Raw genomic sequence first — 24,832 nt, forward strand, 5'->3', positions numbered from 1 at the left:
AGCCCCGGCGCGGAATCACCCCGCCGAACAGGCCGCCCCATTGAGCGTGAACGCACCCGGCGCCGCGCTGTTGCCGGTGTGGTTCGCCTGGTAGCCGAGGGCGACGCTCGCGCCCGGTGCGAGGACCGCGTTGTACGAGGCGTCGGTCGCCGTCACCGAGCCCGAGGCCGGGGCGTACGTGGCTCCCCAGCCGTTGGTGATCGTCTGCCCGGTGGGCAGGGTGAAGCCGAGCCGCCAGCCGTTGACGGACGCGGAGGTCGTGTTGGTGAGGGTCACGGAGGCGGTGAGGCCGGTGTTCCAGGCGTTGGTCGTGACGCTCACCCGGCAGGCTCCGGGCTGGGGCTGCGGGGCGGGGCCGCCGCCGTCGAGGCCGAAGAAGGTGAGGACCCGGGCGGCCATACCGGAGCCGTAGAGGTTGTGCCCGACGCCCTGGAGGCTGATCGCCTCGACGGGAGCGCGGTCACCGGTGCCGCCGTAGCGGGTGCGGGTCCAGCCGGACTGGGGTGTGTCGGTGGCGGCCGGGTTCTGACCGACACCCTGGACGTTCGTCCACTGCTTGATCATCTCCCCGAGGTTGGGGTACCGCAGGACGTCGTCCTCGCTGCCGTGCCACAGCTGCATCCGTGGGCGCCGGCCGGTGTAGCCGGGGTACGCGGCGCGGGCGGTGTCGCCCCACTGCTGCGCGGTCCGGCTGACGGTGCCCTGGGCGCACGCGCTGTTCCACTCGGAGCCGTCGGTGGTGGCGAAGCAGCCGAAGGGGACGCCCGCGAAGGCGGCACCGGCGGCGAACACGTCGGGGTAGTCGCCGAGCAGGACGTTGGTCATCATCGCGCCGGAGGAGATGCCGGTGGCGAAGACGCGGTCGGTGTCGGCACCGTAGGTGCGCGTGGCCCAGTCGACCATGGATCTGATGCCGACCGGGTCGCTGCCACCATCGCGTCGGAGCGCCTGCGGCGAGGAGACGTCGAAGCACTTGCTGCTGCGGGTGACGGACGGGTACAGGACGAGGAAGCCGTACCGGTCGGCGAGCGTGTCGTACTCGGTGCCGTTGTACATGTCCGGGCCCGAGCCGGTGCACCAGTGCACGGCCACCACGATCGCGGGCTTCGGGGCCAGGTTCTCCGGCACGTACACGTACATCCGCAGGTTGCTGGGGTTGGCGCCGAAGTCGGTGACCTCGGTGAGCGTCGCGGCCGGGACGGCATCGGCCGCCTCCGTGCGGGCGCCGGCCGCCTCCGTGCGGGCATCGGCCGCCTCCGTGCGGGCATCGGCCGCCTCCGTGCGGGCGTCGGCCTCCGGCGCGGCGACGAGCAGGGCCGCCAGCAGCGGCAGCAGGGCGGCAAGCAGCGTCAGGAGCTGTCGTCTCGCGGTCGTGCGGTGGGGGGTGGGCACGTCCTTGTCCCTTCCGATCGCGGCTCGTGGACGTCCTCTCACGTGAAAAGCATGCGAGCCGTACGGCACACATGCGAGTGCATCGTGGCATGGACACGTCCATCATGGAAGCGCTCCCACGATGTCGATCAGAGAGCCCTTGCTTCCCCTCGAACCCCCATCAGAACTGACCGAATTCCGCCGCACAAAGCGTTGACCAGAAAGCGCTTACCCCATACGTTCCGTTCAGCAGCGTGACCAAGCCGCTCGACGGCAGCCCCACATGTCCGCCCTGGCCGCGCATGACGTTCCGCATGACACGCACGGTTCACGTATGCGCATGAGGCGGAAGGCGGCACGGGCACGCGGAGCTCCGACCACCCCCAACCGGAAGAAGGCATCGGGACATGACCTCACCAGCAAGGCCGCGCCCCCGCCGGCGCGCGCTGACCGGCGGTCTGGCCGCACTCGGACTCTCCTCTGTCATGATCACGACAATCGGCGTACCGCCGGCGAGCGCCGCCACCTGGCCGACGCCCTCCGGCAGTCAGCCGGTGAGCTCCACCATCCAGGTGTCCGGCGTCCGGGACGGCGGCATGGTCCGCTACTACGGCAGCGGAGACCTGGCCGGCGACGGGCAGGAGGAGGGCCAGGACCCGATCTTCGAGCTCGCGGCGGGCGCGACGCTGAAGAACGTCATCATCGGCGCGCCCGGCGCCGACGGCATCCACTGCGAGGGTTCCTGCACCCTGCAGAACGTGTGGTGGGAGGACGTCGGCGAGGACGCCGCCACCTTCCGCGGCGGCTCCACCTACACCGTGACGGGCGGCGGCGCGAAGAAGGCGGCCGACAAGGTCTTCCAGCACAACGGGCCCGGCACGCTGAACATCTCCAACTTCGCGGTCAGCGAGTTCAAGACGCTGTACCGCTCGTGCGGCGACTGCTCCACGCAGTACACGCGCAAGGTCAACCTCAGCAACATCGAGGTGACCGGCACCGGGTCCACGGCCCGCCTCGTCGGCATCAACGTCAACCGGGGCGACGTGGCGACGCTGCGCGGCATCACGATCCTCAACGACGCGAGCCGCAAGGTCATCCCGTGCCAGAAGTACAACAACAACACGGCTGTCGGCACGGGACCCGACAGCACGAACTGCCTGTACTCCAGCTCGGACATCACGTACAGGTAGCCCGCAGGGACAGGCGGTCCCCGCGGTGAACGCGGCCGTCCGAAGCGACTGCTCGGCGCTTCGGACGGCCGCCGTGTCACGCCCGCAGGCCACTCACGCGCGCGTCCCGCGCCAACTCCCGCCGGTAGTCCGCGTACGCGGCCCGCAGCCGCTCGCCCGGCCAGTCGGCGGGCAGGAGTTCGGGGGGCAGCACCGGGTCGGCGAGCAGATGCCGTACGACGGCGGCGAAGCCGGTGAAGCGGTCGGACGGGCCGCGGGCGCCGGCGACATGGGCCAGCAGGGCGCGCCCGGTGCCGGCCCACGCGTCCAGCGGCCACAGGCCCGCGGCCAGTTCACGCGCCGGGCCGCCGGGCCGGGCCGTGTAGCACTGAGCCACCTCACCGAGGGAGTCCGGCAGGGTGCGGCGCAGGTTGGCCGGGCGCAGCCAGACGCCCTCGCGGAGTTCGGCGAGCCGCAGACGCGTCAGGCCGGTGCGCAGTTCGGCGCGTTCGGCGGCACTCCGGCCCGTGGCCGTGACCACGACCATCTCCCAGTCGCCGGTCCAGGGCCGGGTTTCGGGGTGGACGGCGTCGTCCTGGCGTCGCTGGCGTTCCAGCAGCCGGTCGCTGAGCCCGTAGACCGTGTCCGCGCGCCGCAGATCGCCGGCCGCCGTCATCCGGCTGAGCGCGGCCCGCAGGGTCGACCCCGCGATCCCGAACGGCTCCACTCCGCGCACCAGGTCCTTCACCGGCAGCTCCGGCGGATGCAGACCGAGCAGCAGGCTGAGGACGACCGAGCGGGCGGACAGCGGGCGCAGTTCCACCTCGTCGGCCTGCGGTGACGCGTTGTTCGGCATGGCCAGGTACCTTACGTGCCGGCTCGACGTATTACAGGATTGCTGCGACCGCAGTGATAGTGCAACACTGACGGCATGGTCTCGACAGGCGCGCAGGAGCAGTCCGGGCAGTACGCCACGCACGACGTCACCAACCAGCCCCCGCCTCTGGCGCCGTACGACGCGTCGCAGGACACGGCCCTGTTCGAAGGGCTGCACCGGGAGGGTGCCGGCTGGGCCGAGGAGGAGCTCCGGCGGCTCGGCCTGCGGGCCGGCAGCGTCGAGGCGCAGGAGTGGGGGGAGCAGGCCAACCGGCACGAACCGGAGCTGCGGACGCACGACCGGTACGGGCATCGCGTCGACGAGGTCGAGTTCCATCCGAGCTGGCACCACCTGATGCGGGTCGCGGTCGGCGAGGGCCTCGCGGCGGCGCCCTGGGCGGACGACCGGCCCGGCGCGCATGTCGCCCGGACCGCCGGCGGGATGGTGTGGGGCCACACCGAGGCCGGGCACGGCTGTCCGACGTCGATGACGTACGCGGCCGTCCCCGTGCTGCGCCGCCAGCCCGAGCTCGCCAAGGTCTACGAACCGCTGCTCACCAGCCGGGAGTACGACCCGGGGCTGCGGGTGCCCACCGAGAAGCGGGGACTGCTCGCGGGCATGGGGATGACCGAGAAGCAGGGCGGCTCCGACGTCCGGACGAACACGACCACGGCGTGGCCGACCGCCGAGCCCGGCATGTACACGCTGCGCGGGCACAAGTGGTTCACCTCGGCGCCCATGTGCGATGTCTTCCTGGTGCTGGCCCAGGCGCCGGGTGGCCTGTCCTGCTTCCTCGTGCCGCGCGTCCTGCCCGACGGCAGCCGCAACACGTTCCGCATCCAGCGGCTGAAGGACAAGCTGGGCAACCGCTCCAACGCCTCCTCCGAGCCCGAGTTCGACGGCACCGTCGCCTGGCTGGTCGGGCCCGAGGGGCGGGGCGTGAAGACGATCATCGAGATGGTCAACTGCACCCGGCTGGACTGCGTGATGTCCTCGGCGACGCTGATGCGCAAGACGCTCGTCGAGGCGGGTCACCATGTCCGGCACCGCAGCGCGTTCGGCGCACGGCTGGTCGACCAGCCCCTGATGCGCAACGTCCTCGCCGACCTGGCCCTGGAGTCCGAGGCGGCGACGACCCTCACGCTGCGGCTGGCCGGCGCGGCCGATCGCGTGGTGCGCGGAGCCGACACGGACGGGACCGAGACGGCGTTCCGCCGGATCGCGACGGCCGTCGGCAAGTACTGGGTCACCAAGCGGGGTCCGGCCTTCATCGCGGAGGCCCTGGAGTGCCTGGGCGGCAACGGCTACGTCGAGGACTCCGGCATGCCCCGCCACTACCGCGAGGCTCCCCTGCTGTCGATCTGGGAGGGCTCGGGGAACGTCAACGCGCTGGACGTGCTGCGGGCGTTGAGCCGGGAGGAGGGCACCGCCGAGGCCCTGTTCGGCGAACTCATCTCGGTGCGCGGCGCGGACGCCCGTCTGGACGCGGCCGTCGTCCGGCTGAAGGACATGCTGGCCACGGGCTCACAGGCCGGTGCGCGGCGTCTGGTCGAGCAGATGGCCCTGGCCCTGCAGGCGTCCCTGCTGGTCCGGCACGCCCCCGCGGCGGTCGCCGACGCGTTCTGCGCGACCCGGCTCGGCGGCGACTGGGGGCACGCGTTCGGGACGCTGCCGGACTCGGCGGACGTCGACGGGATCCTGGAGCGGGCGTTGCCGGCTCAGGGGTGAGGTGCCCGCCGGGGGGACGTGCCCGGCCGCCACCCTCCGGTCCGCCCGCCCCACCACGGGCCGGAGGTGCCCACCCGGGGACGTGCCCGGCCATCACCCTCCCGTCCGCCCGCCCCACAACGGACCGGAGGTGCCCACCCAGGGGGCATGCCCGGCCATCACCCCTCCGGTCCGCCCGCCCCACAACGGGCCGGAGGTACTCACCCGGGGACGTGCCCGGCCATCACCCCCTGGTCCGCCCGCCCCACAACGGGCCGAACCGCGCCCACTCGTAGCCCCACTGGTCGATGCGCCGGCTCTCCAGACGGCTGCGCAGGGCCCGGCCCGCGACGAAGGGGACGCACGCGGCGCAGACGCCCGCGAGGCCGCCGACCAGGGTGGCTCGGGTGCGGGCCTCGGACGGGGTGGCCGGTCTCGTCACCAGGCGGCCCTCGGGGTCGGTCCAGACGGTGACCGGTGTGCCGACGCCGCTGCCGGGCTGGACCCGGGCCTGCCCGGTGTGCGGCGAGCCGTCGCGCGCGCTCCAGCGGACCTTCGCCCACACCTGCGCGCTGCTGGAGGCGGCGGTGCGGGAGTCGGCCGTGCCCGGCGCCTGTTCGGTGAGCAGGGCCACCGCGGGCCGCCATTCGACGCGTTCCCTGGCCATCCCCTGCTCCACCGTGCGGGCCGTCGTCAGACCCGCGAGCACCCCGGCGAGGACGGTGAGCGTCCAGGCGGCGAGCAGCACCCAGGCCTCCACCGCGTCGGCCCGGCGCTTGAGCGGATTGCGCCGCCAACGCCACAGCCACACCTGCGGACCACGGAACGCCATCGAAGGCTTCCTCCTCATGAGCGCACGAACATGCCGTACCGACCTCCCTCCCTTACGGGAGCCGGCAGGCGGATGCTCACGGCACCTACCCGGCTCGACGGTGGCACGGGTCACGCGGCCCCGGCGGGCGTCTTCGCCAAAGGGGCCCGCCGAGTGGGGCGCGCGGCTATCATCGCCGGGCTGACCTGCGACGTCTTCCTTTCCGGGGGTGACTGTCAGTGCCTGGGTGCAGACTGGCCCCTGTCTGAGACAAAGGCGTCGCGGAGGTGATCGGCATGACCGAGGTATTGCTCGCCGTGGGAACACGCAAGGGCCTGTTCATCGGGCGCAGGCGAGGTGACACCTGGGAGTTCGACGAGAGTCCCTACTTCAACGCCCAGGCGGTGTACTCGGTCGCGATCGACACCCGGACCGAGCGTCCGCGGCTGCTGGCCGGCGGCGACAGCGCGCACTGGGGCCCGTCCGTGTTCCACTCCGACGACCTGGGCCGCACCTGGACCGAACCGGCCCAGCCGGCCGTCAAGTTCCCGAAGGACACCGGCGCCTCTCTCGAGCGGGTGTGGCAGCTGCACCCGGCGGCCGCGGAGCCGGACGTGGTGTACGCGGGCACGGAACCGGCGGCGCTGTACCGCTCGGTGGACCGCGGCGAGACCTTCGAGCTGATCCGCCCGCTGTGGGAGCACCCGACCCGGTCCAAGTGGGTGCCGGGCGGCGGCGGTGAGGGCCTGCACACCGTGATCACCGACCGGCGCGACCCGAAGTCGGTGACGGTGGCCGTCTCGACCGCCGGAGTGTTCAGGACCGCCGACGGCGGCGCGAGCTGGGCACCGTCCAACTCCGGTCTCTCCGCGGTGTTCCTGCCCGATCCGAACCCGGAGTTCGGCCAGTGCGTGCACAAGGTCGCGCAGGACTCGGCCGACGCGGACCGGCTGTACCTCCAGAACCACTGGGGGGTGTACCGCAGCGACGACGCGGGCGCGCACTGGACCGACATCGGCGAGGGCCTGCCGTCCACGTTCGGCTTCGCGGCGGCCGCCCACCCGCACCGCGGCGAGACGGCCTACGTCTTCCCGATCAACGCGGACGCCGACCGCGTCCCCGCCGACCGGCGCTGCCGCGTCTTCCGTACGGCGGACGCGGGCAAGAGCTGGGAGCCGCTGTCGGCGGGGCTGCCGCAGGGGGACCACTACGGCACGGTGCTGCGCGACGCGATGTGCACGGACGACGCGGACCCGGCGGGCGTGTACTTCGGCAACCGCAACGGCGAGGTGTTCGCCTCCGCGGACGACGGCGACAGCTGGCAGCAACTGGCCTCCCACCTGCCGGACGTGCTGTGCGTCAGGGCCGCGGTGATCGCATGAGCCGTGGCGGCTTACGGGCCGGCCTTGGCCACTGGTTGATCACCGCTGCCCCTACGGCAGTAGGGTGACGCCCGTGGCACCACGACCCTTGCATGAAATCGTCGAAGCGGGCTGGGCGAAGGCCCTGGAACCCGTGGCCGAACGGATCGCCGCGATGGGCGACTTCCTGCGCGCCGAGATCGCCGCGGGACGCACCTATCTGCCGGCCGGGCCGAACGTCCTGCGGGCCTTCCAGCAGCCCTTCGACGACGTACGGGTCCTGATCGTCGGACAGGACCCGTACCCGACCCCGGGACATGCGGTGGGGCTGTCCTTCTCGGTGGCCCCGGATGTGCGTCCGCTGCCGGGCAGCCTCATCAACATCTACCGCGAGCTGAACAACGACCTGGGGCTGCAGCCGCCGTCCAGCGGCGATCTGACGCCGTGGACCCAGCAGGGTGTGCTGCTGCTCAACAGGGCGCTCACCACGGCCCCGCGCAAACCGGCCGCCCATCGCGGCAAGGGCTGGGAGGGGGTCACGGAGCAGGCCATCCGCGCGCTCGCCGCCCGCGGCAAGCCGCTCGTGTCCATCCTCTGGGGCCGGGACGCCCGCAACCTCCGTCCCCTGCTGGGTGATCTCCCCTCGGTGGAGTCCGCCCACCCCTCCCCCATGTCCGCCGACCGCGGCTTCTTCGGCTCCCGCCCGTTCAGCCGCGCCAACGACCTGTTGATCGGCCAGGGCGGCCAACCCGTGGACTGGCGCCTGCCGTGACCGGCGGCGCCGGCTTCGTCGCGGTCGACTCCGGGGGCTCCGGCATGCGGGTCGCCGTCGGGGCCGCCGGCCGTGGAGTTCTGGCCCGGCGCGCGTCCCGTGAGCCGGTACGCACCGGCGAACGCGGCATCGACGCCGGGCATTTCATGGAGCAGCTCGTGCCGCTGGTGCGGGCGGCGACGGCCGAGGCCGGGGTCCCCGTGCCGGGTGCGGTCGCCGTCGGGGCCGCAGGGCTGGCCAGCCTCGGTGAGGGGCTGCGTGCGGAACTGCCGGGCGCGCTGGAGCGCGAGTTCGGCATCAGGCGGGTCGCGCTGGTCGCCGATGCCGTCACCGCGTACGTCGGCGCCCTCGGCGCCCGGCCGGGTGCGGTCGTGGCGGCGGGCACGGGACTGATCGCGATCGGCACCGACCTGACGAGCTGGCGCCGTGCGGACGGCTGGGGTCATCTGCTCGGCGACTGCGGCGGCGGTGCCTGGATCGGACGGGCCGGGCTCGAGGCGGCGATGCGCGCGCACGACGGACGCCCCGACGGATCGGCGGCGCTGCTCGCCCGCGCGGAGAATTTGTTCGGCCCGGTGCGCGGGCTGCCCGGCAAGCTCTATCCCCGTCCGGACCGGCCCGCCGTCCTCGCGTCCTTCGCTCCGGAAGTGGCCGGCTGCTGCGCCGACGACCCGGTCGCCGCGGACATCCTGCGGGCCGCGGCACGGCACATGGCCGACTCCGCGGCCGCCGTCTGCCCCGCCGCCGGTGAGCCTCAAGTCACCGTCACCGGTGGCCTGTTGAACCTGGGCGCCCCTCTTGTCGTACCGCTGGACGAGGAGTTGTCGAAGCGGCTTCCGCACGCGCGGCGGGTGCCGGCCGACGGGGATCCGTTGCAGGGGTCGGTGCGCATCGCGACCGAACTGGCGACGGGTGAACTCACTCTGCCGAGTGACGAGGCGATGCTCTGCGTGGTGATCGGAAAAGGGGACTGATCCCACTACGCCACCCCCTTCCCTCCCGCAGGTAACTCAATCAGACAAAAGCGGACGGATACCGCTCACCTGCACCCTCCCCGAACAGGGGAGCCCAAGAAGCCAGTAACATGCGTCGCCATGAGCTCCCCCACTGGGCCCGCGTCCGGCCTGCCAGTACGAATGCCGCGACCTCGTCAGCCCGGGCGGCACCGCCGACCCGAGCCGTTGGCGGCTCCCGAGGGCGCGCCCGCGCTCGTTCTCGCGGTGCCGGGCACGCCGAGCGCCGCCACCCGCGGCCTCGCGGAGGAGGTCGTGAGCATCGCGCGCTCCGAGCTCCCCGGTCTCGACGCCCGGATCGGGTACGTCGACGGTGATGACGCGGAGTTCCTCACGCTTCAGTCGGTGCTCGTGCACGCCGCCGAGGAGCGCACCGCCCGCTACGAGCAGGCGCTCGCCGCGGGTGTGGAGGCCAAGGAGCCCGAGGGCCCCGTCGCGGTCGTCGTGCCGCTGCTGGCCGGCCCGGACAGCGCGCTGCTGCGCGTCATCCGCCAGGCCGTGATGGACAGCCGCGTCGCGGCCGACCTGACCGATGTGCTCGGCCCGCACCCGCTGCTCGCCGAGGCGCTGCACGTGCGGCTGTCGGAGGCCGGGCTGGCCCGCGCCGACCGCGCCCGCCTGTTCACCGTGGCCACGGCCGCGGACGGCATCGTCCTGGCGTCCGTCGGCGGCGAGGAGGCCGTGCAGGCGGCCGGGATCACCGGCATGCTGCTCGCCGCGCGCCTCGCCGTGCCGGTGATGGCGGCGGCCCTGGACCAGGAGGGCTCGATCACGGCCGTCGCCGAGCAGCTGCGGTCCTCGGGCTCGCAGCAGCTCGCGCTGGCGCCGTACCTGATAGGGCCGGAGATCGACCCGAGCCTGGTCGCGGAGGCCGCGCAGGAGGCGGGCTGCTCCGCCGCCGAGGCGCTGGGCGCGTACCCGGCGATCGGCAAGCTCGCCCTGTCGAAGTACACGACGGCACTGGGCATCGCCCCGCCGCAGCCGCAGGGCACGCCGGTGCGCTGACGCGCGCCTCACAGCCGCAACGCGGAAGGGCCCGCTCCTCACCCGGAGCGGGCCCTTCGACGTCGGGTCACCCGGCGGCACACCTGAAACCGGGCCCTACGGCGTCGCCCTCCCGACAGAACAGCCGCAGCGGACGCTTCGACGTCCGGTCACCCCGCGGGACACCTCAAGCCAGGCCCTACGGCGTCGGGTCACCGAGTGGGACAGCCGCAGCGGACCCTTCGGCGTGGGTCAGCCGGCCGGGTCCGGGCCCGGTCCGAAGACCACGCAGGACGCCGCGGGCACCTCGATCGAGCCCTCGTGGCGCGGCAGCCCCCGGTCGGGGTCGAGGACGAACCAGGAGACGTCTCCGGAGCGTTCGTTCGCCACGTACAGGAACCCGTCCGCCTCGGTCAGCGCGCGCGGCCAGTGCCCGGCGCAGGGCACCGTGCCGACCAGCCGCAGGTCCTCGTCCTCGACGGCGAACGTGGAGATCACGTCCTCGCCGCGGGTGGCGGTCCACACGAAGCGGCCGTCGGGCGAGGCGACGATCCCCGACGGGTAGGCGTCGCCGGCCGGGGCGCCCGGCAGCACCGGTGTCTCGGTGAGCGGCTTCAGGGTGCCGTCCTCGGCGTCCCAGTGGCACACGGTGACGGTCGGGGTGAGTTCGTTGACGACGTACGCGTACCGGCCGTGCGGGTGGAAGGCCAGGTGACGCGGGCCGGAGCCGGGGCGCAGGGCGATCTCCCGGTGCACTTCGAGCGTGCCGTCGGCCAGGGTGCACACCCGCACCGAATCGGTGCCGAGGTCGACGCTGACGGCCCAGCGGCCGCTCGGGTCGGACTGCACCTGGTGGGCGTGCGGTCCCTGCTGCCGTGGCGTGTGGGGGCCGGAGCCGGTGTGCCGCAGGACGACGGGAGGGGCGTCCGCGAGGGTGCCGTCGGAGCGCACGGGCACGGCGGTCACGCTGCCGGAGCCGTAGTTGGCGGTCAGGACGTGACCGGCGAACAGGCCGAGGTGGGTCGGACCGCTGCCGTCCACCGGGACCGGCGAGCCGAGGAGCTCGGGCCTGCCCCCGGTCACGCGGTACGCGACCACCGCGCCCTCGGCGGTCTCACTGACCGCGTAGAGCGTGTCGCCGGCGGGCGACAGGGCCAGGTACGAGGGGTCGGGCACGTCACGCACACCGCTCTGGACGATCAGCGCACCGCTGTCCGCGGCCACGGACGCCGTGGTGATGCCATGACCTCCGGCCGCCGTGAACGATCCGATGTAGGCCCGTCTGCCCCGCCTGCCGACGTCTGCCACCGCAGTCCCCTTCCGGTCGAGTGCCGTCCGGGCTGACGGTAGCAGCGGATCATCATCGGTCTAGACCAAGGTCGCCTGATCGTCGGCGAGTTCACCTCACGCTCCGTAGCGCCCCAAAGGAGCGCGGGGAACGGCGCGACCAGCCACGACGCGCCCGCAGAAGCACGACGACCCCTACCGCCACCCCACACACCACCCGGCCAGAACCACGACCAGCCAGGGCAGCGCCCCAAAGGGGCGCGGGGAACTGCGCAACCAGCCACGACGCGCCCGCAGAAGCACGACGACCCCTACCGCCACCCCACACACCACCCGGCCAGAACCACGACCAGCCAGGGCAGCGCCCCAAAGGGGCGCGGGGAACTGCGCGACCGGCCACGACGCGCCCGCGGACGTGCGCTCGCGGGAACCGCTAGACCCGTGGAGCGACCAGCGGAGATCCCGACGGCGCCCGCAGCGGCTGCGCGAGTTCGGCAAGGGCCCGCTCCAGGCCGTGCAGATGGGCCAGCGCGGGGTCCGCCGCGCCTGTGTGGGCCGCGGGCGCGCTGATGTCCGCACCGCCGGTCAGCGCCTCCACGGCGGCCTCGACGCGCCAGCACGCGGCGGCGAGCCGGGCGTCGTGCGAGGCCACGGGGTCGGCGGCGACGGCGGCCAGGCCGCGGACCTCCCGCGCGCAGTCGTCGAGCAGGGCCAGCACCTGCCGGGCGCGCCGCTTGCGGGCCGGCATCGGGTTCAGCGGGTGCACGAGCGGGGCGAGGGAGAGCCGTACGCGGCCGAGCAGCTGTTCCAGCTCGGCGACCCGGGACGCCGGGTCGGCGCTCTCGTCGCCGGCCAGTCGCGCCGCGGCCTCCGCGGTGGCCGCGTGGACGCAGCGCAGGGCTCGCTGGACCCAGGCGTCGGTGATGGCGTGCGTGGTGACGGGCAGCACGAACAGCACGGCCAGCACGGCGCCGATCGCGCCGACGGCCGTCTCCGCGAGCCGCAACGCGAGCAGGGCGGGTTCGAGGACGCCGAGGAGACCGTAGAGGAGCTCGGCAAGCACGGTGACGCTGAGCATCATCCAGGTGTAGGACACGGCGGCCGTGTAGAAGATGCCGAAGACGCAGACGGCGAGGAGCGCGGCCGTCGGGACCACCGCGCCGTGCAGCGGGACGGCGACGAGCAGGCCGAGGCCGATGCCGATCACCGTGCCGAGGACCCGGCGGAAGCCGCGGACCAGGGTCTCGCCGCGCGAGGTGGTGTTGACGAAGATCCACCAGGTGGCGCCGACCGCCCAGTACCAGCGCTGCCCGGACACCAGCTGGCCCACGACCAGGGCGAAGCCCGCGCCGGCGGTGGCCTGGATCGCCTGGCGCGTGGTCACGCGGGCGAGTCCGCCGCCGCCCGGCGGCGCGGGCACGGGCGCCGGGGGCAGCCGGCGCTCGTAGCACCACAGTCCGAACCGCACCGCCGCCGCGGTGAGCAGGGACAGCAGGACGGCGGCGTACAGCTCGGGCAGCTGTCCGGGGGTGGCGTGCAGGAACTGCGCCACGAAGAAGGTCATGAACGCGAACACGCCGAGGCTGTGTCCGCGCGGTCCCCAGCGGCGGGCGTAGACGCCGACGCCGACGACGGCGAGGAAGGTGACGTCGCGGGCGACGGGGTGGTCGTGGAGCTCGGCCGCCGCCGCGAGGACGGGCAGGCCGACGAGCGGCAGCAGCGCGGTGGTGACCGCCTGCCCGCGGACCGTGGCGTCGGTGACGGTGAACAGGGCGAGCAGCGCGGCGAGCCCGCCGGTGACGGCACCGACGAGGGAATGTCCGGCCAGGCCGCAGACGACGACCGCGAGCCCGATGCCGAGCACGGCCCGCACGGCGAAGCGCAGCCGCGCCCGCCCCGGGTCCGGCGCCGCGAACACCCTCTTCAGCACTGTTTACCGCCCCTTCTCGCCCGCATGAAAAAGGCGCCGCGGGGATCCGCAGCGCCATCGACCGCCCCATTGCAGCATCCATACGGAGACTGGCTCAAGTGTCGCCCTCTATGCTGTGCCACTGGTACAGGAATATCGGTCCCGGCTCGTCCACCGGCGAGCCAACGGACCAGATCCGTGGAGGGGCCGGGAAACCATGGCCGTGGACGAGCTGGACACCCGCATCCTGCGGCTGCTGCTGGAGCAGCCGCGCACCAGCGTGCGCGAGTACGCCCGGATCCTCGGCGTGGCGCGCGGCACGCTCCAGGCCCGGCTGGACCGGCTGGAGCGGGACGGCGTGATCACCGGCACGGGGCCGACGCTCTCGCCCGCGGCGCTCGGCCATCCGGTGCTGGCGTTCGTGCACATCGAGGTCACGCAGGGCCACCTCGACGACGTCGGCGACGCGCTCGCCGCCGTTCCGGAGATCGTCGAGGCCTTCTCGATCACGGGCGGCGGAGATCTGCTGACCCGGGTGGTGGCTCGTGACAACGGCCACCTCGAGGACGTGATCCAGAAGCTGATCAGCCTGCCCGGCGTGGTCCGCACCCGCTCCGAGGTGGCCCTGCGCGAACGCGTCCCGCAGCGGCTGCTGCCGCTGGTGGAGTCGATCGGGCGGACGGCTGCGCGGAAATGACCTTTGACATCCTGGGCCCATGAGCGGACTCAGCGGTATGTCGGTCATCTTCGATCTCGACGGAACACTCGTGGACAGCGAGCCCAACTATTTCGAGGCGGGCCGACAGCTCCTGGCCGAGCACGGGGTGCCCGGCTTCACATGGGCGGACCACGAGCGCTACGTCGGTATCAGCACGCTGGAGACGGTCACGCTCTGGAAGCGGGAGTACGGTCTGCGCGCCACCGTGGACGAACTCCTCGCCGCCAAGAACGCCCGCTATCTGGAGCTCGCGCGCACCGCCACGCGCGTGTACCCCGAGATGCGCGCGTTCGTGGAGCTGCTCGCGACCGAGGGCGTCCCGATGGCCGTGGCCTCGGGTTCGTCGCGCGAGGCCATCACTGCGATTCTGGCGGGCACGGGCCTGGACGCCCGGTTGCGCACGGTGGTCTCGGCCGACGAGGTCGCCCATGGCAAGCCCGCCCCCGACGTGTTCCTGGAGGCGGCCGCCCGACTCGGCACCGCGCCTGCCGACTGCCTGGTCGTGGAGGACGCGGCCCCCGGCGCCGCCGCGGCACAGGCGGCCGGCATGCGCTGCATCGCGATCCCGTATGTGGCCACCCAGGCGGACGCACCGGAGTTCGCCGCGGCCGGACTGCTGGTACGGGGCGGCCAGGCGGAGTTCACGGCACGAGCGGCGTACGACTGGCTCGTGCGCTCCGGGGCCTCCGGCTGACCCTGCGGGCCGGCCGGTCCGCGGACCGGCCGAGTGCCGATCACGTCAACACCGTTGACGCCCCCTCACCCCACGCATAACGTCTGGTCGACCATTCGTACGTTGTTCGTCATGACGAACAAGGCTGATCGTCATGACGAGCAAGGCGACCCAGACGACCCCTGTGTGGAGGAGCACCCATGACACCGCCCCTCTCCAGAAGATCCCTGTTCCAGGCCGCCGCGCTCGCCGCGGCGGTCCCCGCCGTCGGCCATACGGCAACCGGCCGGGCAGCGGCCGCCGTTCAGGAGGCGCAGACCGTGACCGCCGTTCCGACCGCCTGGTCCGTGCAGCCGTTCGCCCTCGACGACGTGGCCCTGCGGCCCGGACTCTTCGCCGACAAGCGGCAGTTGATGCTCGATCACGCCCGCGGCTACGACGTGAACCGGCTGTTGCAGGTGTTCCGTGCCAACGCCGGGCTCGACACGGGTGGCGCCGTCGCGCCCGGCGGCTGGGAGGGGCTGGACGGTGAGGCGAACGGCAATCTGCGCGGGCACTACACCGGGCACTTCCTGACCATGCTGTCGCAGGCCTACGCCGGCACCGGCGAGCAGGTGTTCGCCGACCGGATCGGCACCATGATCGGCGCGCTGACCGAGGTGCGCGCGGCCCTGCGCGAGGACCCGGTCGTGCTGAGCGTCGGCGGAAGGTTCGGTACGGCCGCCGAGAACGTCCGTGGCTCGTACCGGTACGTCGATCTCCCGGCCGCCGTCCTCGGGGGCGCCACGGCGATCACCCTGTCGGCCTGGGTGCGGCCCTCGCACGACGGTAACTGGGCGCGGGTCTTCGACTTCGGCGACGACAGCACCCGGTACCTGTACCTGGCGGCCCGCAACGGGGCCGGTGTGCCGCGCTTCGCCGTCACCACCGGCGGACCGGGCGGCGAGCAGGGCCTGGACGGCACCGCACCGCTCCCGCTCGGCCGGTGGAGCCACCTCGCCGTCACCCTCGGCGGCGGCACCGGGACGCTGTACGTGAACGGCACCGCCGTCGCCCGGAACACGGCGATGTCCCTCACCCCGGCCGCGCTCGGCAGCCTCACCAACAACTGGCTCGGCCGCTCCAACTTCGCCGCCGACCCCGTCTTCGCGGGCGCCTACGACGAGTTCAACGTCTGGTCACGCGCCCTGGGAGCCGCCGAGATCACCGAGTTGCAGAGCGCCCGGGCCGCCGACGTCTCCGCCGGACGCGGCGACCTGGCCTCGTACACCTTCGAGGAGACCTCGGGCGGGACGTTCGCCGACGCCTCCGGACGCGGCCTGGCCGCCACGCTGCGCCGGACCTGGGGAGGACCCAGCCACCCCGGGTTCCTGGCGGCGTATCCGGAGACGCAGTTCATCGATCTGGAGTCGAGGACCACCAGCGACTACACCAAGGTGTGGGCGCCCTACTACACCGCCCACAAGATCCTCCGGGGCGTGCTGGACGCCCATCTCGCCACCCGGGACGCGCGGGCCCTCGATCTTGCCTCCGGGATGTGCGACTGGATGCACGCGCGGCTGTCCAAACTGCCCGAGGCCACGCTCCAGCGCATGTGGGGGCTCTTCTCCAGCGGCGAGTTCGGCGGCATCGTCGAGGCCGTCTGCGACCTGCACGCGATCACCGGCAAGGCCGAACACCTCGCGCTGGCCCAGCTGTTCGACCTCGATCGGCTCATCGACAACTGCGCGGCGAACACCGACATCCTCGACGGGCTGCACGCCAACCAGCACATACCGATCTTCACCGGGTACCTGCGGCTGTACGACGCGACCGGTGAGGCCCGCTATCTCGACGCCGCCCGCAACTTCTGGGGCATGGTCGTGCCGCACCGCATGTACGGCATCGGCGGCACCAGCACCGCCGAGTTCTGGAGGGCGCGCGACGTGATCGCGGGCACGATCGGCGACACCGACGCGGAGACGTGCTGCGCGTACAACATGCTGAAGCTGAGCCGGACCCTGTTCTTCCACGAGCAGCGGCCGCGGTACATGGACTACTACGAACGGGCCCTGTACAACCAGGTCCTCGGCTCCAAGCAGGACCGGGCAGACGCCGAGAAACCGCTGGTCACCTACTTCATCGGGCTCACGCCCGGTCATGTGCGCGACTACACGCCCAAGCAGGGCACGACCTGCTGCGAGGGCACCGGTATGGAGAGCGCGACCAAGTACCAGGACTCGGTGTACTTCAAGGCCGCCGACGGCAGCGCCCTGTACGTCAACCTGTACAGCCCGTCCGTGCTGACCTGGGCCGAGAAGGGGGTGACGGTCACGCAGACCACGTCCTTCCCCCGGGAGCAGGGCACCACCCTCACGTTCGGCGGGAGCGGCGCGGCCTTCGCGCTGCGGCTGCGGGTGCCGTCGTGGGCGACCGCCGGCTTCCGGGTGACGGTCAACGGCAGCGCGGTGAGCGGTACTCCGGCGCCGGGGGCCTACTTCACGGTCTCGCGGACCTGGCGGTCCGGCGACACGGTCAGGATCTCGATCCCGTTCCGGCTGCGGGTGGAGGAGGCGCTCGACGACCGGTCGCTGCAGACCCTCTTCCTCGGCCCGGTCAACCTCGTCGGCCGCAACTCCGCGACGACCCACCTCCGGTTGGGCCTCTATCGCAACGCCGCTCTCTCCGGCGACGTGCTGCCCTCGCTCACCCCGGTGTCCGGCAAGCCGCTCCACTTCACGCTCGACGGCACCGAGTTCGCCCCGTTCTTCGAGGGCACCGAGGACCCCACCCACGCCTATTTCCGGCGCTCCGAACCGCGGGTGATCCTCGGCGACTCCGACTCCGGCGTCGCCAACCCCGCGAGATCCGACGGCACCACGCTGCTGGACGAGATCTGGGCCGGGGCTCCCTTCACGGGCAAGGGCGCCCTGGTCGCGCGGGTGCGCTCGACCGTGTCCGCCTGGGTCAGCGCGGGCCTGCTCGGCCAGGCCGACGGGCAGACGGTCGTGCGTACGGCCCAGCAGGCCACGTACGTCCCCTGAGCCGGCCGGTGAGCCCCGCTACGACCTGCGGCGGGGCTTGCCCCGTCCGGTGCCCTTGGTTCCCTTGCCGCTCCTGCCGCCGCTGGAGCCGCCGCGCCGGGCGCCACCGCCGCCGGACTGACGACGCGCGCCGCCGCCGGTGTCCGGACGCTTGCGTTTCGGCTGTTCCTGGGCGGCCGTGGACGGGGACGCCGTACGGCCCCGGGTGCTGTTGACCGTGCGGCCGCGGACGACGCCGATGAAGTCCTCGACGAGGTCGGTGGTCGCCTCCTCCGGCCAGGACAGGGCGATGCTCGACTGGGGGGCGTCGAGAAGCGTCCGGTAGGTGAGGTCCTTGCGGTGGTGCAGGCGGGCCAGCGACTGGGGCACGACGAGCAGGCCGATGTTCGCCGCGACCAGCTCGACGGCGTCCGCGGTGGTGGCGGGCCGTTCGAAGGCGGGCTCCCCCGGCGGTCGCTCCCAGTCGAGGACGTCGTCGAGGGGGTGGAGGACGACCTCGTCGGCCAGATCCTCGGTGGAGACCTCCTCGACCGCCGCGATCACGTGGTCCTTGGGCACGACGACGACCGTGGTCTCGGTGTAGAGCGGGATGGCGCTGAAGAACGTACGGTCCACCGGGAGCCGCACGAAACCGGCGTCGGCCTGGCCCTCCCGGAGCAGGTCGGACGCCTCGGCCGCGGTCACCGAGTGGAGGCCGATGGGCACGTCGGGGAAGCGCTCCTGCCAGATCCGCACCCACTTCGCGGGGGTCACTCCCGGGACGTACGCGAGCCGGAACGACGGCGCTGCCTGCGGGGTGGGCGGGGGTGCTTCCGAGCCTGTCACCTGGCCAGGTTACCGGGCGTGGCCGGCGGGCGTGGTCGGCGGCCGTTCACTCACTCGATACCCTGGGGACCATGACGTCGCACCAAAGCACCCAGACCATGAAGCCCGCGACAGCGGCGAAGAAGCTGGGTGTGTACCTCGAAGCCACCCCCGCCGAGTTCCGGGAAGGGGTCGTCACGCGCGCGGAGCTGAACGCGCTCCAGGCCGACCCGCCGCAGTGGCTGCGCGACCTGCGACGCGACGGCCCGCACCCCCGCCCGGTGGTCGCCTCCAAGCTCGGCGTCTCCATCGCGGGGCTCGCCCGTGGCGGTGTCACCGAGGCGCTGACCACCGAGCAGATCGACGCGCTCAAGGACGAGCAGCCCGAGTGGCTGACCAAGGAACGCGCCACTCAGGCCGAGGTCCGCAAGGAGACGGCCCGGATCAAGAAGCGGAACGCCGAGCGCGAGGCCGGGCAGTCCTGATCCCGGCCGGGCCGTCCCGGCCGGTCAGTGCGTGTCGGCCACTTCCGGGACCGCTTCCAGGAAGCCGGCCGCCGGGCAGAAGAACAGGGTCCCGGTGACCGCCTGGGAGTAGTCGAGGATCGGGTCCGGGCCGGATTCGGGGCCGCCGACGAACATCCTGCGGAGCATGGCCTCCGGAACGTCCGGCGTCCGGGCGTAGGCGATGAAGTACGTGCCGAACTCTCCGTGGCCGGGCCTGCCGAACGGCATGGCGCCCCGCAGTATCTCCAGCTCCTCCCCGTCCGGACCGGTGACCGTGTTCACGTCAATATGGGAGCCGGGCATGTCCAGCTCGATGTTGGTCAGCTTGGAACGGCCGATCACCTTCTCCTGAGCCTCCACGGCCAGCGCCTCCCAGGCGTCGACGTCGTGCACGTACTTCTGCACGATCGCGTAGCTGCCGCCGTAGAAGGCGGGGTCCTCGTCACCGACGATCGCCGCCTCGGCCGCCGCCGGGCCGACCGGGTTCTCGGTGCCGTCGACGAAGCCGAGGAGGTTGCGGGAGTCGAAGTAGGCGAAGGCGAGGACCTCGTCCTGGACGGTGACCGCGCCCCGCAGCCGCTTCATGATCTCGGCGGACAGCGCGAAGCACAGATCCGTGCGGGCGGAACGGATGTGGAAGAGCAGATCGCCCGGGGTGGCCACGGCGCGGTGCCGGGGTCCCTCCAACTCCTCGAAGGGGTGCAGCCGCCCGGGACGCGGGCCCTCGAACAGCCGGTCCCAGGCGGTGGATCCGACACCGGCCACGCAGCACAGCCCTCCGTCCGGGCTGGGGAAGCCGACGGCTCGTACCAGCCCCGCGAGCCCGGAAAGCACGTCGCGTACGGCGCTCTCGCCCCCGGGTTCGATCGTGACCACCAGGAACACCGCGACGGGTGCCGGCGGACTGAGCACCGGCTGCGGCAGTGCACCGGCCGGCCGTATGGACGACGGCTTGGATGACGGCATGGTTCCCCTCTCACCCTCGGACCCCGCCACCTAACGATGCCCGGCCGAACCGGGAACGATACCCGGCGAATTCGCGCACTTCTGGCGCGTGTGCGAGGTGAGATCCACGGATTCGGCCGCAAAAACCCGCATGCGAACACTTCTTCGGGTCTGGGATCATCCCGGCATGATCCACCGCCTCGAATCCCTGGTCGTCCGGCACACCCGTCGCCTCCCGCGCCCCACCGGCCCCGCCGGTCAAGGCGCCGTCGCGGCGCGCCAGTTCGACGCCGCGCTGATGTCCGTGGGCTTCAAGCTCTCCGGTGAGCTGCTGGAGCGGCTGTCGGGGCTCGACGAGGGCGCGGTGGTCGACATCGCCGTGCGGACGCTGGGCACCGTGCGCGAGATGGTCGGCGACCATGTGGCGCACAACGTCCGCTTCGTCGACTTCCCGGCCAACGTGCCGGACACGTACGAGTTCTGGACGCGCTGCATCGCCGAGGCGCTCGCCGACGACGAGGCGCGAGAAGGCGTCCTCGAGCAGTTGGGCGCGGGCGTCGTCGACCTGCTGACCCTGCCGTCGTACGGCCGCTACCAGCACTCGTACGCCGAGATGCTCGGGCACCACGACGAGCTGATCGCCGCGGCCGGGGACCGGATGACGGTCCTGCATCTCGGCGACGACGCGGAGGCCGAAGTCGGCGCCCTGTACCTGGCGTTGGCGGGCAGCAGCACGCCGCTCGGCGAGGAGGCGCTGCGTGACCTCGACCTGCTGGCCCGGGTGTGCGTGGACGGGCCGCAGCCCGAGACGATCCCGGTGCGGGAGAACCGTGCCGTGCTCAACCGGGCCCGGCTGCGCGCCGGTGCGCCACCGCTGCTGGACACGGTCACCGATGTGCTGCGGCTGGCCTGCGCGGTGTCGGACGGCGATGTGACCCTGGTCGGACCGACCCGGTTCCGCAAGCTGTCCCGGCCGCTGCGCCGTGCCCTGCTGGCGGGCCTGGACTCGGTGGTCGCGGCCGCACCCGCCAAGCTCGCGGACGTCCGCGTGCACCGCGAGGCCTGGAAGCGCCTCGGCGAGCGGCTGCACCCGCACGAGTACCCGCGGTGGCCGCACGCCGCCGACGTGTTCGCGGTCGCGCGTGGTGAGAAGCGGGTTCCTTCCTTCGACGGCCGGGTCGAGGAGCTGCTCGGCATGCACGACGTCACCGGCGCGGTGACGTTGCTGAAGTCCGCGCCGGGCAAGCTGTTCCGGGCGCTGGACCGGCTGTTGCGCATGGCGCTCGACCAGGAGGAACGGGACACGGTGGTCGCCGCCGCCGAGGAGGTCGTGGCCGACGTCTCCGGGCGAGTCCTGCTCTCGGTCCGTGAGCACCTGGCCAACCGTGCGCAGGACACCGGCGAGACGCGCGTGTTCGTGAACCGGCTCGGCCGGGCGTGGGTCACCGAGGACGAGCGTCCGCCGGTGCTGCCGCCCGAGCGGGAGCGTCTGATCGCCGTACTCGACGAGGAGCTGCGGCGCCGGCTGCCGGACCCCGGCCATCTGCTCATCGACCCGGACGCGCTGGATGTAGCGCTGCCGCTCAGTGGCAGGGCGGCCGGGGCGGGGCTCGGCGTGCTGCCGCGCGGCTCGCTGTCGCCCGTGGACGGTGAGCTGCTGCGCTTCTTCGTGTACTGGAAGCAGGCCGCCCACCGCACGGACTACGACTTGTCGGCGCTGATGCTGGACGCCGACTTCGCGACGGTCTGCTGGCTGGCGTACACCAACCTCAAGGACCTCGAGGGCGAGCACTCCGGTGACATCACCGAAGCACCCGACGGCGCCTCCGAGTTCATCAATCTGCGTCTCGGCGCGGTGCGCGGGGAGTTCATCGTCCCGCAGGTCAACATCTTCGCCGGGGAGGGCTTCGAGGAGGTCGAGGAGTCGTTCTTCGGGTTCATGCTGCGCGACACGGAGCAGCAGGGGCGCCCCTTCGAGCCGCGTACCGTGCGCATGAAGTCCGGTCTGCGCGGGCCGGGCCGGGTCGCGCTGCCGGTCGCGTTCCAGCGCGGCTCCGACGGCCGGTGGCGTGCCAAGTGGCTGCACCTGTATCTGCGGGGCGCGCCGGCGGCCAACCGGGTGGAGGGCAACCGGGTGTCGGTGGCTACGCTGCTGCGCGGCATCGTGGAGCGCGAGCAACTGACGGTGCGTTACCTGACGGGCCTGATGGACGCCACGACGACGACCGTCTGGGACGGCAGGACCATCCCGGAGGGTCCGGTCACCTACATCGGCCTGCAGCGGCCCGAGGGGCTGCATCCGGGGTCGCGGATCGTCGTACCCGAAAATCTGCGCGACCTGATCCCGGAGTGACTGTTAGAGTCGGCCGTGGCGAGGCCATGAAGGGACTTCCTTCTCAATTCCTTCTTGAAATAGTCCTTTCGCTTTCCTCGCCACTCAACTCTTCCCGACGGCTCAGCTGTCGTAGTCGACCGTCAGCGTCTCGGACACCGGGTACGACTGGCAGGTCAGCACATAGCCCGCGTCGACCTCGGCCGGCTCCAGCGCGAAGTTGCGCCGCATGTCCGCCTTTCCGTCGGTGACCAGGGCCCGGCAGGTGCCGCAGACGCCGCCCTTGCAGGCGAACGGCAGATCGGGACGCGTGCGTTGGGCGCCGTCGAGGATGCTGTGCTCCCTCGGCAGGGCCGCGGTCGTGGAGCGGCCGTCGAGGGTGATGGTGACCTGGCTGACCGGTCCCTGCGGGCCGGCGTCTTCGTGGTGCACCTCCCGCACGGGCTCGTCGTCGGCGAAGAACAGCTCCTGGTGGACCCGCTCGTCCGGCACCCCGAGGTCCGCCAGCACGCGTTGCGCGTCCCGGACCATGCCGTGCGGTCCGCACAGCCACCAGTGGTCGGCGCTCCTCACGTCGACGAGCGCGTCCACGAGGGTCGCGAGCCGCTCGGCGTCGATCCGGCCGGAGAGCACCTCGGCCTCGCGGGGCTCACGGGAGAGCACGTGGGCGAGGTGGAACCGGGCCGGGTGGAGGTCCTTCAGGTCGGCGAGCTCGTCGGCGAACATCACCGTGTCGGTACGGCGGTTGCCGTAGAAGAGCGTGACCGTCGAGCGGGAGTCGGCGGCGAGCACGGACTCGGCGATGGACATCATGGGCGTGATGCCGGAGCCCGCCGCGATCAGTACGTGGTGGCCGGGCAGGGTGAGGTCGGGGGTGAAGGCACCGGTGGGTGCCATGACCTCGACGACGTCTCCGGGACGTACCTCGTCGACCAGCCAGGACGAGAACAGACCGCCGGGCACGACGCGTACGCCGATGCGCGGGCTGGAACCCACCGGCGAGCAGATCGAGTACGACCGCCGTTCGTCGCGCCCGTCGATCTCGCGCCGCAGCGTCAGCGACTGGCCCGGCTCGAAGGCGAACTCCTCGGCCAGTTCCGCCGGGATGTCGAAGCCCACGGCCACCGCGTCCGCGCACAGGGGCTGGACCGCGGCCACGCGCAGCCGGTGGAAGGCCGGACGGCGGCGGATGCGCGGGCGCGGACCGGTGGCCGTCCGTGCTTCGGTGACGCCTTCCATTCAGATCTCCTTGACGTACTCGAACGGCTCGCGGCAGGCCCGGCAGCGCCACAGCGCCTTGCAGGAGGTGGCGGCGAAGCGGGAGGTCTCCTCGGTGTCCGCCGAGCCGCAGCGCGGGCAGGTCACCGCGTGCCGGGTCGGGGACAGCACGAGCGCGACGGGGCCGCCGCGCGGGGCGGGGCCGGGCGGGGCGATGCCGTGCTCGGTGAGCTTGCGACGGCCGGCCGGGGTGATCCAGTCGCTGGTCCACGGCGGGTCGAGGACCGTACGGATCTCCACGCGCGGGTACCCCGCGTCCCGCAGCCGCGCGGCGACGTCCGCCCGCATCTCGGCCACGGCCGGGCAGCCGGAGTAGGTCGGGGTGAGGCTCGCGACCACCGTGCCGTCCTCGGTCAGCTCCACGTCCCGCAGGACGCCCAGGTCGGCCAGGGTGAGCATGGGCAGCTCGGGGTCCGGCACGGCCGCGGCGACGTGCCGGGCGCGCCGGGCGTCGAGCAGGGTGGTCACCATGTCGCCTCCGGGTGGGCGCGGGCCACGCCCTGCAACTCGGCGAGCAGCGGCGCGAGATGCTCGGTGTGCTCACCGTCGCGGCCGGATCCGGGCAGCGGCCGGTACACCGGCATGGGCAGTCCGGCGGCCGCGGTGACCTGGCGGATGTCCGCGACCACCTGGTCGCGCACGTCGTACGCCGTGAACAGCTCGCCGATGTAGGGGGCGACCTGCTCCTGCGCCCGGCGCATGCGGCGATGTGACTCCTCCGTGCCGTCGCCGAGGCGTACGGCCCACTCGGCGGCGTACTGCCGGTGGTAGGCCAGCTCCTTGATGCCCTTCGCGGCGATGGCCGCGAGCACGGGGTCCGGGTGGGAGGCCAGCCGCTCGAAGTGCGCGAGGCGCCAGCTGGAGAGCACCAGCAGCCGCACGATCGAGAACGCGAAGTCGCCGCAGGGGAGTTCGGCCAGGCGTACGTTGCGGAAGTCGCCGGCGTCGCGGAAGTAGGCGTAGGCGTCCTCGTCGCGACCGGTGCCGTCGGTCTGGCCGGCGCGGGAGTAGAGCAACCGGGCCTGGCCGAGCAGGTCGAGGCCGATGTTGGCGAGCGCCACCTCCTCCTCCAGCTCGGGGGCGCGGGTGATCCACTCGGCCAGGCGCTGGGCCGAGACCAGCGCGTCGTCGGCGAGCGCGACGCAGACGGCGGCCAGTTCACCGGCGTCGACGCCCTCGGGCACGGTGGTGTCCACCCCGTGCAGCGGGTCCTCGAAGCCGGTGCCGTAGGCCCAGCGGGTGTCGTCGTCGTGTCCCTCGGCGAGGGTCATGTAGACGTGGTCGTCACTCAT

21 protein-coding genes are annotated in these 24,832 nt (G+C 72.6%); 11 read left to right on the forward strand and 10 right to left on the reverse strand.

The window, feature by feature from the left end:
* Positions 1-15 precede the first annotated feature (15 nt).
* On the reverse strand, positions 16-1,392 hold the full coding sequence (locus tag ACGFW6_RS37815) for a PHB depolymerase family esterase (RefSeq protein ID WP_393520565.1): 1,377 nt from the start codon (positions 1,390-1,392) through the stop codon (positions 16-18).
* 386 nt (positions 1,393-1,778) lie between these two features.
* Here ACGFW6_RS37815 and ACGFW6_RS37820 point away from each other — a divergent pair, with 386 nt between their 5' ends.
* Entirely contained in the window at positions 1,779-2,561 is a 783-nt protein-coding gene (locus tag ACGFW6_RS37820) for a pectate lyase (RefSeq protein WP_393520567.1), read from the forward strand.
* Positions 2,562-2,637: 76 nt separating this feature from the next.
* Here the strand turns inward: ACGFW6_RS37820 and ACGFW6_RS37825 are convergent, their stop codons facing one another.
* Complete coding sequence (locus ACGFW6_RS37825) at positions 2,638-3,396, reverse strand: PaaX family transcriptional regulator C-terminal domain-containing protein (RefSeq protein WP_393520569.1); 759 nt, start codon at positions 3,394-3,396, stop codon at positions 2,638-2,640.
* Between the two features lie 75 nt (positions 3,397-3,471).
* Here ACGFW6_RS37825 and ACGFW6_RS37830 point away from each other — a divergent pair, with 75 nt between their 5' ends.
* Entirely contained in the window at positions 3,472-5,145 is a 1,674-nt protein-coding gene (locus ACGFW6_RS37830; protein WP_393520571.1) for an acyl-CoA dehydrogenase family protein, read from the forward strand.
* Between the two features lie 223 nt (positions 5,146-5,368).
* Here ACGFW6_RS37830 and ACGFW6_RS37835 read toward each other — a convergent pair whose 3' ends face one another.
* The gene (locus ACGFW6_RS37835) at positions 5,369-5,956 is read right to left on the reverse strand and encodes a hypothetical protein (RefSeq protein ID WP_393520573.1); all 588 of its coding nucleotides are present in this window, start codon (positions 5,954-5,956) and stop codon (positions 5,369-5,371) included.
* 275 nt (positions 5,957-6,231) lie between these two features.
* Here ACGFW6_RS37835 and ACGFW6_RS37840 point away from each other — a divergent pair, with 275 nt between their 5' ends.
* From ACGFW6_RS37840 to ACGFW6_RS37855, 4 genes are all read left to right on the forward strand, one after another.
* Entirely contained in the window at positions 6,232-7,317 is a 1,086-nt protein-coding gene (locus ACGFW6_RS37840; RefSeq protein ID WP_393520575.1) for a WD40/YVTN/BNR-like repeat-containing protein, read from the forward strand.
* Between the two features lie 73 nt (positions 7,318-7,390).
* Complete coding sequence (locus ACGFW6_RS37845) at positions 7,391-8,068, forward strand: uracil-DNA glycosylase (RefSeq protein WP_393520577.1); 678 nt, start codon at positions 7,391-7,393, stop codon at positions 8,066-8,068.
* Positions 8,065-9,042 (forward strand): N-acetylglucosamine kinase, encoded by a 978-nt coding sequence (locus tag ACGFW6_RS37850; protein WP_393520579.1) that lies wholly within the window; start codon positions 8,065-8,067, stop codon positions 9,040-9,042. The genes ACGFW6_RS37845 and ACGFW6_RS37850 overlap by 4 nt, the downstream gene beginning before the upstream one ends.
* 120 nt (positions 9,043-9,162) lie before the next feature.
* Positions 9,163-10,086, forward strand: a complete 924-nt coding sequence (locus ACGFW6_RS37855; RefSeq protein WP_393520581.1) for a sirohydrochlorin chelatase — start codon at positions 9,163-9,165, stop codon at positions 10,084-10,086.
* A 231-nt stretch (positions 10,087-10,317) separates the two neighbouring features.
* Here the strand turns inward: ACGFW6_RS37855 and ACGFW6_RS37860 are convergent, their stop codons facing one another.
* Both ACGFW6_RS37860 and ACGFW6_RS37865 read right to left on the reverse strand, forming a co-directional pair.
* Complete coding sequence (locus tag ACGFW6_RS37860; protein WP_393520582.1) at positions 10,318-11,373, reverse strand: lactonase family protein; 1,056 nt, start codon at positions 11,371-11,373, stop codon at positions 10,318-10,320.
* Positions 11,374-11,785: 412 nt separating this feature from the next.
* Positions 11,786-13,282, reverse strand: coding sequence for an FUSC family protein (locus tag ACGFW6_RS37865; RefSeq protein ID WP_393520584.1), 1,497 nt, complete (start codon positions 13,280-13,282; stop codon positions 11,786-11,788).
* Between the two features lie 196 nt (positions 13,283-13,478).
* On the opposite strand from ACGFW6_RS37865, the gene ACGFW6_RS37870 reads away from it, so the two are divergent.
* The 3 genes from ACGFW6_RS37870 (at position 13,479) to ACGFW6_RS37880 (ending at position 17,675) form a co-directional block, all read left to right on the forward strand.
* On the forward strand, positions 13,479-13,958 hold the full coding sequence (locus ACGFW6_RS37870) for an Lrp/AsnC family transcriptional regulator (RefSeq protein WP_393520586.1): 480 nt from the start codon (positions 13,479-13,481) through the stop codon (positions 13,956-13,958).
* 19 nt (positions 13,959-13,977) lie between these two features.
* On the forward strand, positions 13,978-14,673 hold the full coding sequence (locus tag ACGFW6_RS37875; RefSeq protein WP_393520588.1) for an HAD family hydrolase: 696 nt from the start codon (positions 13,978-13,980) through the stop codon (positions 14,671-14,673).
* A 179-nt stretch (positions 14,674-14,852) separates the two neighbouring features.
* Complete coding sequence (locus ACGFW6_RS37880) at positions 14,853-17,675, forward strand: beta-L-arabinofuranosidase domain-containing protein (protein WP_393520590.1); 2,823 nt, start codon at positions 14,853-14,855, stop codon at positions 17,673-17,675.
* A gap of 18 nt (positions 17,676-17,693) precedes the next feature.
* On the opposite strand, the gene ACGFW6_RS37885 is transcribed toward ACGFW6_RS37880, so the two are convergent.
* Positions 17,694-18,500: a LysR family substrate-binding domain-containing protein gene (locus ACGFW6_RS37885; RefSeq protein WP_393520592.1), complete on the reverse strand. Its 807-nt coding sequence runs from the start codon at positions 18,498-18,500 to the stop codon at positions 17,694-17,696.
* A gap of 71 nt (positions 18,501-18,571) precedes the next feature.
* On the opposite strand from ACGFW6_RS37885, the gene ACGFW6_RS37890 reads away from it, so the two are divergent.
* Positions 18,572-18,964, forward strand: coding sequence for a DUF5997 family protein (locus ACGFW6_RS37890; RefSeq protein ID WP_393520594.1), 393 nt, complete (start codon positions 18,572-18,574; stop codon positions 18,962-18,964).
* 24 nt (positions 18,965-18,988) lie between these two features.
* Here ACGFW6_RS37890 and ACGFW6_RS37895 read toward each other — a convergent pair whose 3' ends face one another.
* Positions 18,989-19,951, reverse strand: a complete 963-nt coding sequence (locus ACGFW6_RS37895) for a Dyp-type peroxidase (RefSeq protein WP_393520596.1) — start codon at positions 19,949-19,951, stop codon at positions 18,989-18,991.
* A gap of 166 nt (positions 19,952-20,117) precedes the next feature.
* Between ACGFW6_RS37895 and ACGFW6_RS37900 the strand changes: the two genes are divergently transcribed.
* Positions 20,118-22,283, forward strand: a complete 2,166-nt coding sequence (locus ACGFW6_RS37900; protein WP_393520598.1) for a TerD family protein — start codon at positions 20,118-20,120, stop codon at positions 22,281-22,283.
* A 102-nt stretch (positions 22,284-22,385) separates the two neighbouring features.
* Here the strand turns inward: ACGFW6_RS37900 and paaE are convergent, their stop codons facing one another.
* The 3 genes from paaE to paaC are packed head-to-tail and all read right to left on the reverse strand — an operon-like array spanning position 22,386 to position 24,832.
* On the reverse strand, positions 22,386-23,501 hold the full coding sequence (gene paaE, locus ACGFW6_RS37905) for a 1,2-phenylacetyl-CoA epoxidase subunit PaaE (RefSeq protein ID WP_393520600.1): 1,116 nt from the start codon (positions 23,499-23,501) through the stop codon (positions 22,386-22,388).
* A complete protein-coding gene (paaD, locus tag ACGFW6_RS37910) occupies positions 23,502-24,011 on the reverse strand; it encodes a 1,2-phenylacetyl-CoA epoxidase subunit PaaD (protein WP_393520602.1) in 510 nt (169 codons plus the stop codon).
* Positions 24,005-24,832, reverse strand: coding sequence for a 1,2-phenylacetyl-CoA epoxidase subunit PaaC (paaC, locus tag ACGFW6_RS37915; protein ID WP_393520604.1), 828 nt, complete (start codon positions 24,830-24,832; stop codon positions 24,005-24,007). Before paaC ends, paaD begins: the two co-directional genes overlap by 7 nt.

Origin of the sequence: Streptomyces sp. Y7 (assembly GCF_043195415.1) — a bacterium.
GTDB lineage: Bacteria > Actinomycetota > Actinomycetes > Streptomycetales > Streptomycetaceae > Streptomyces.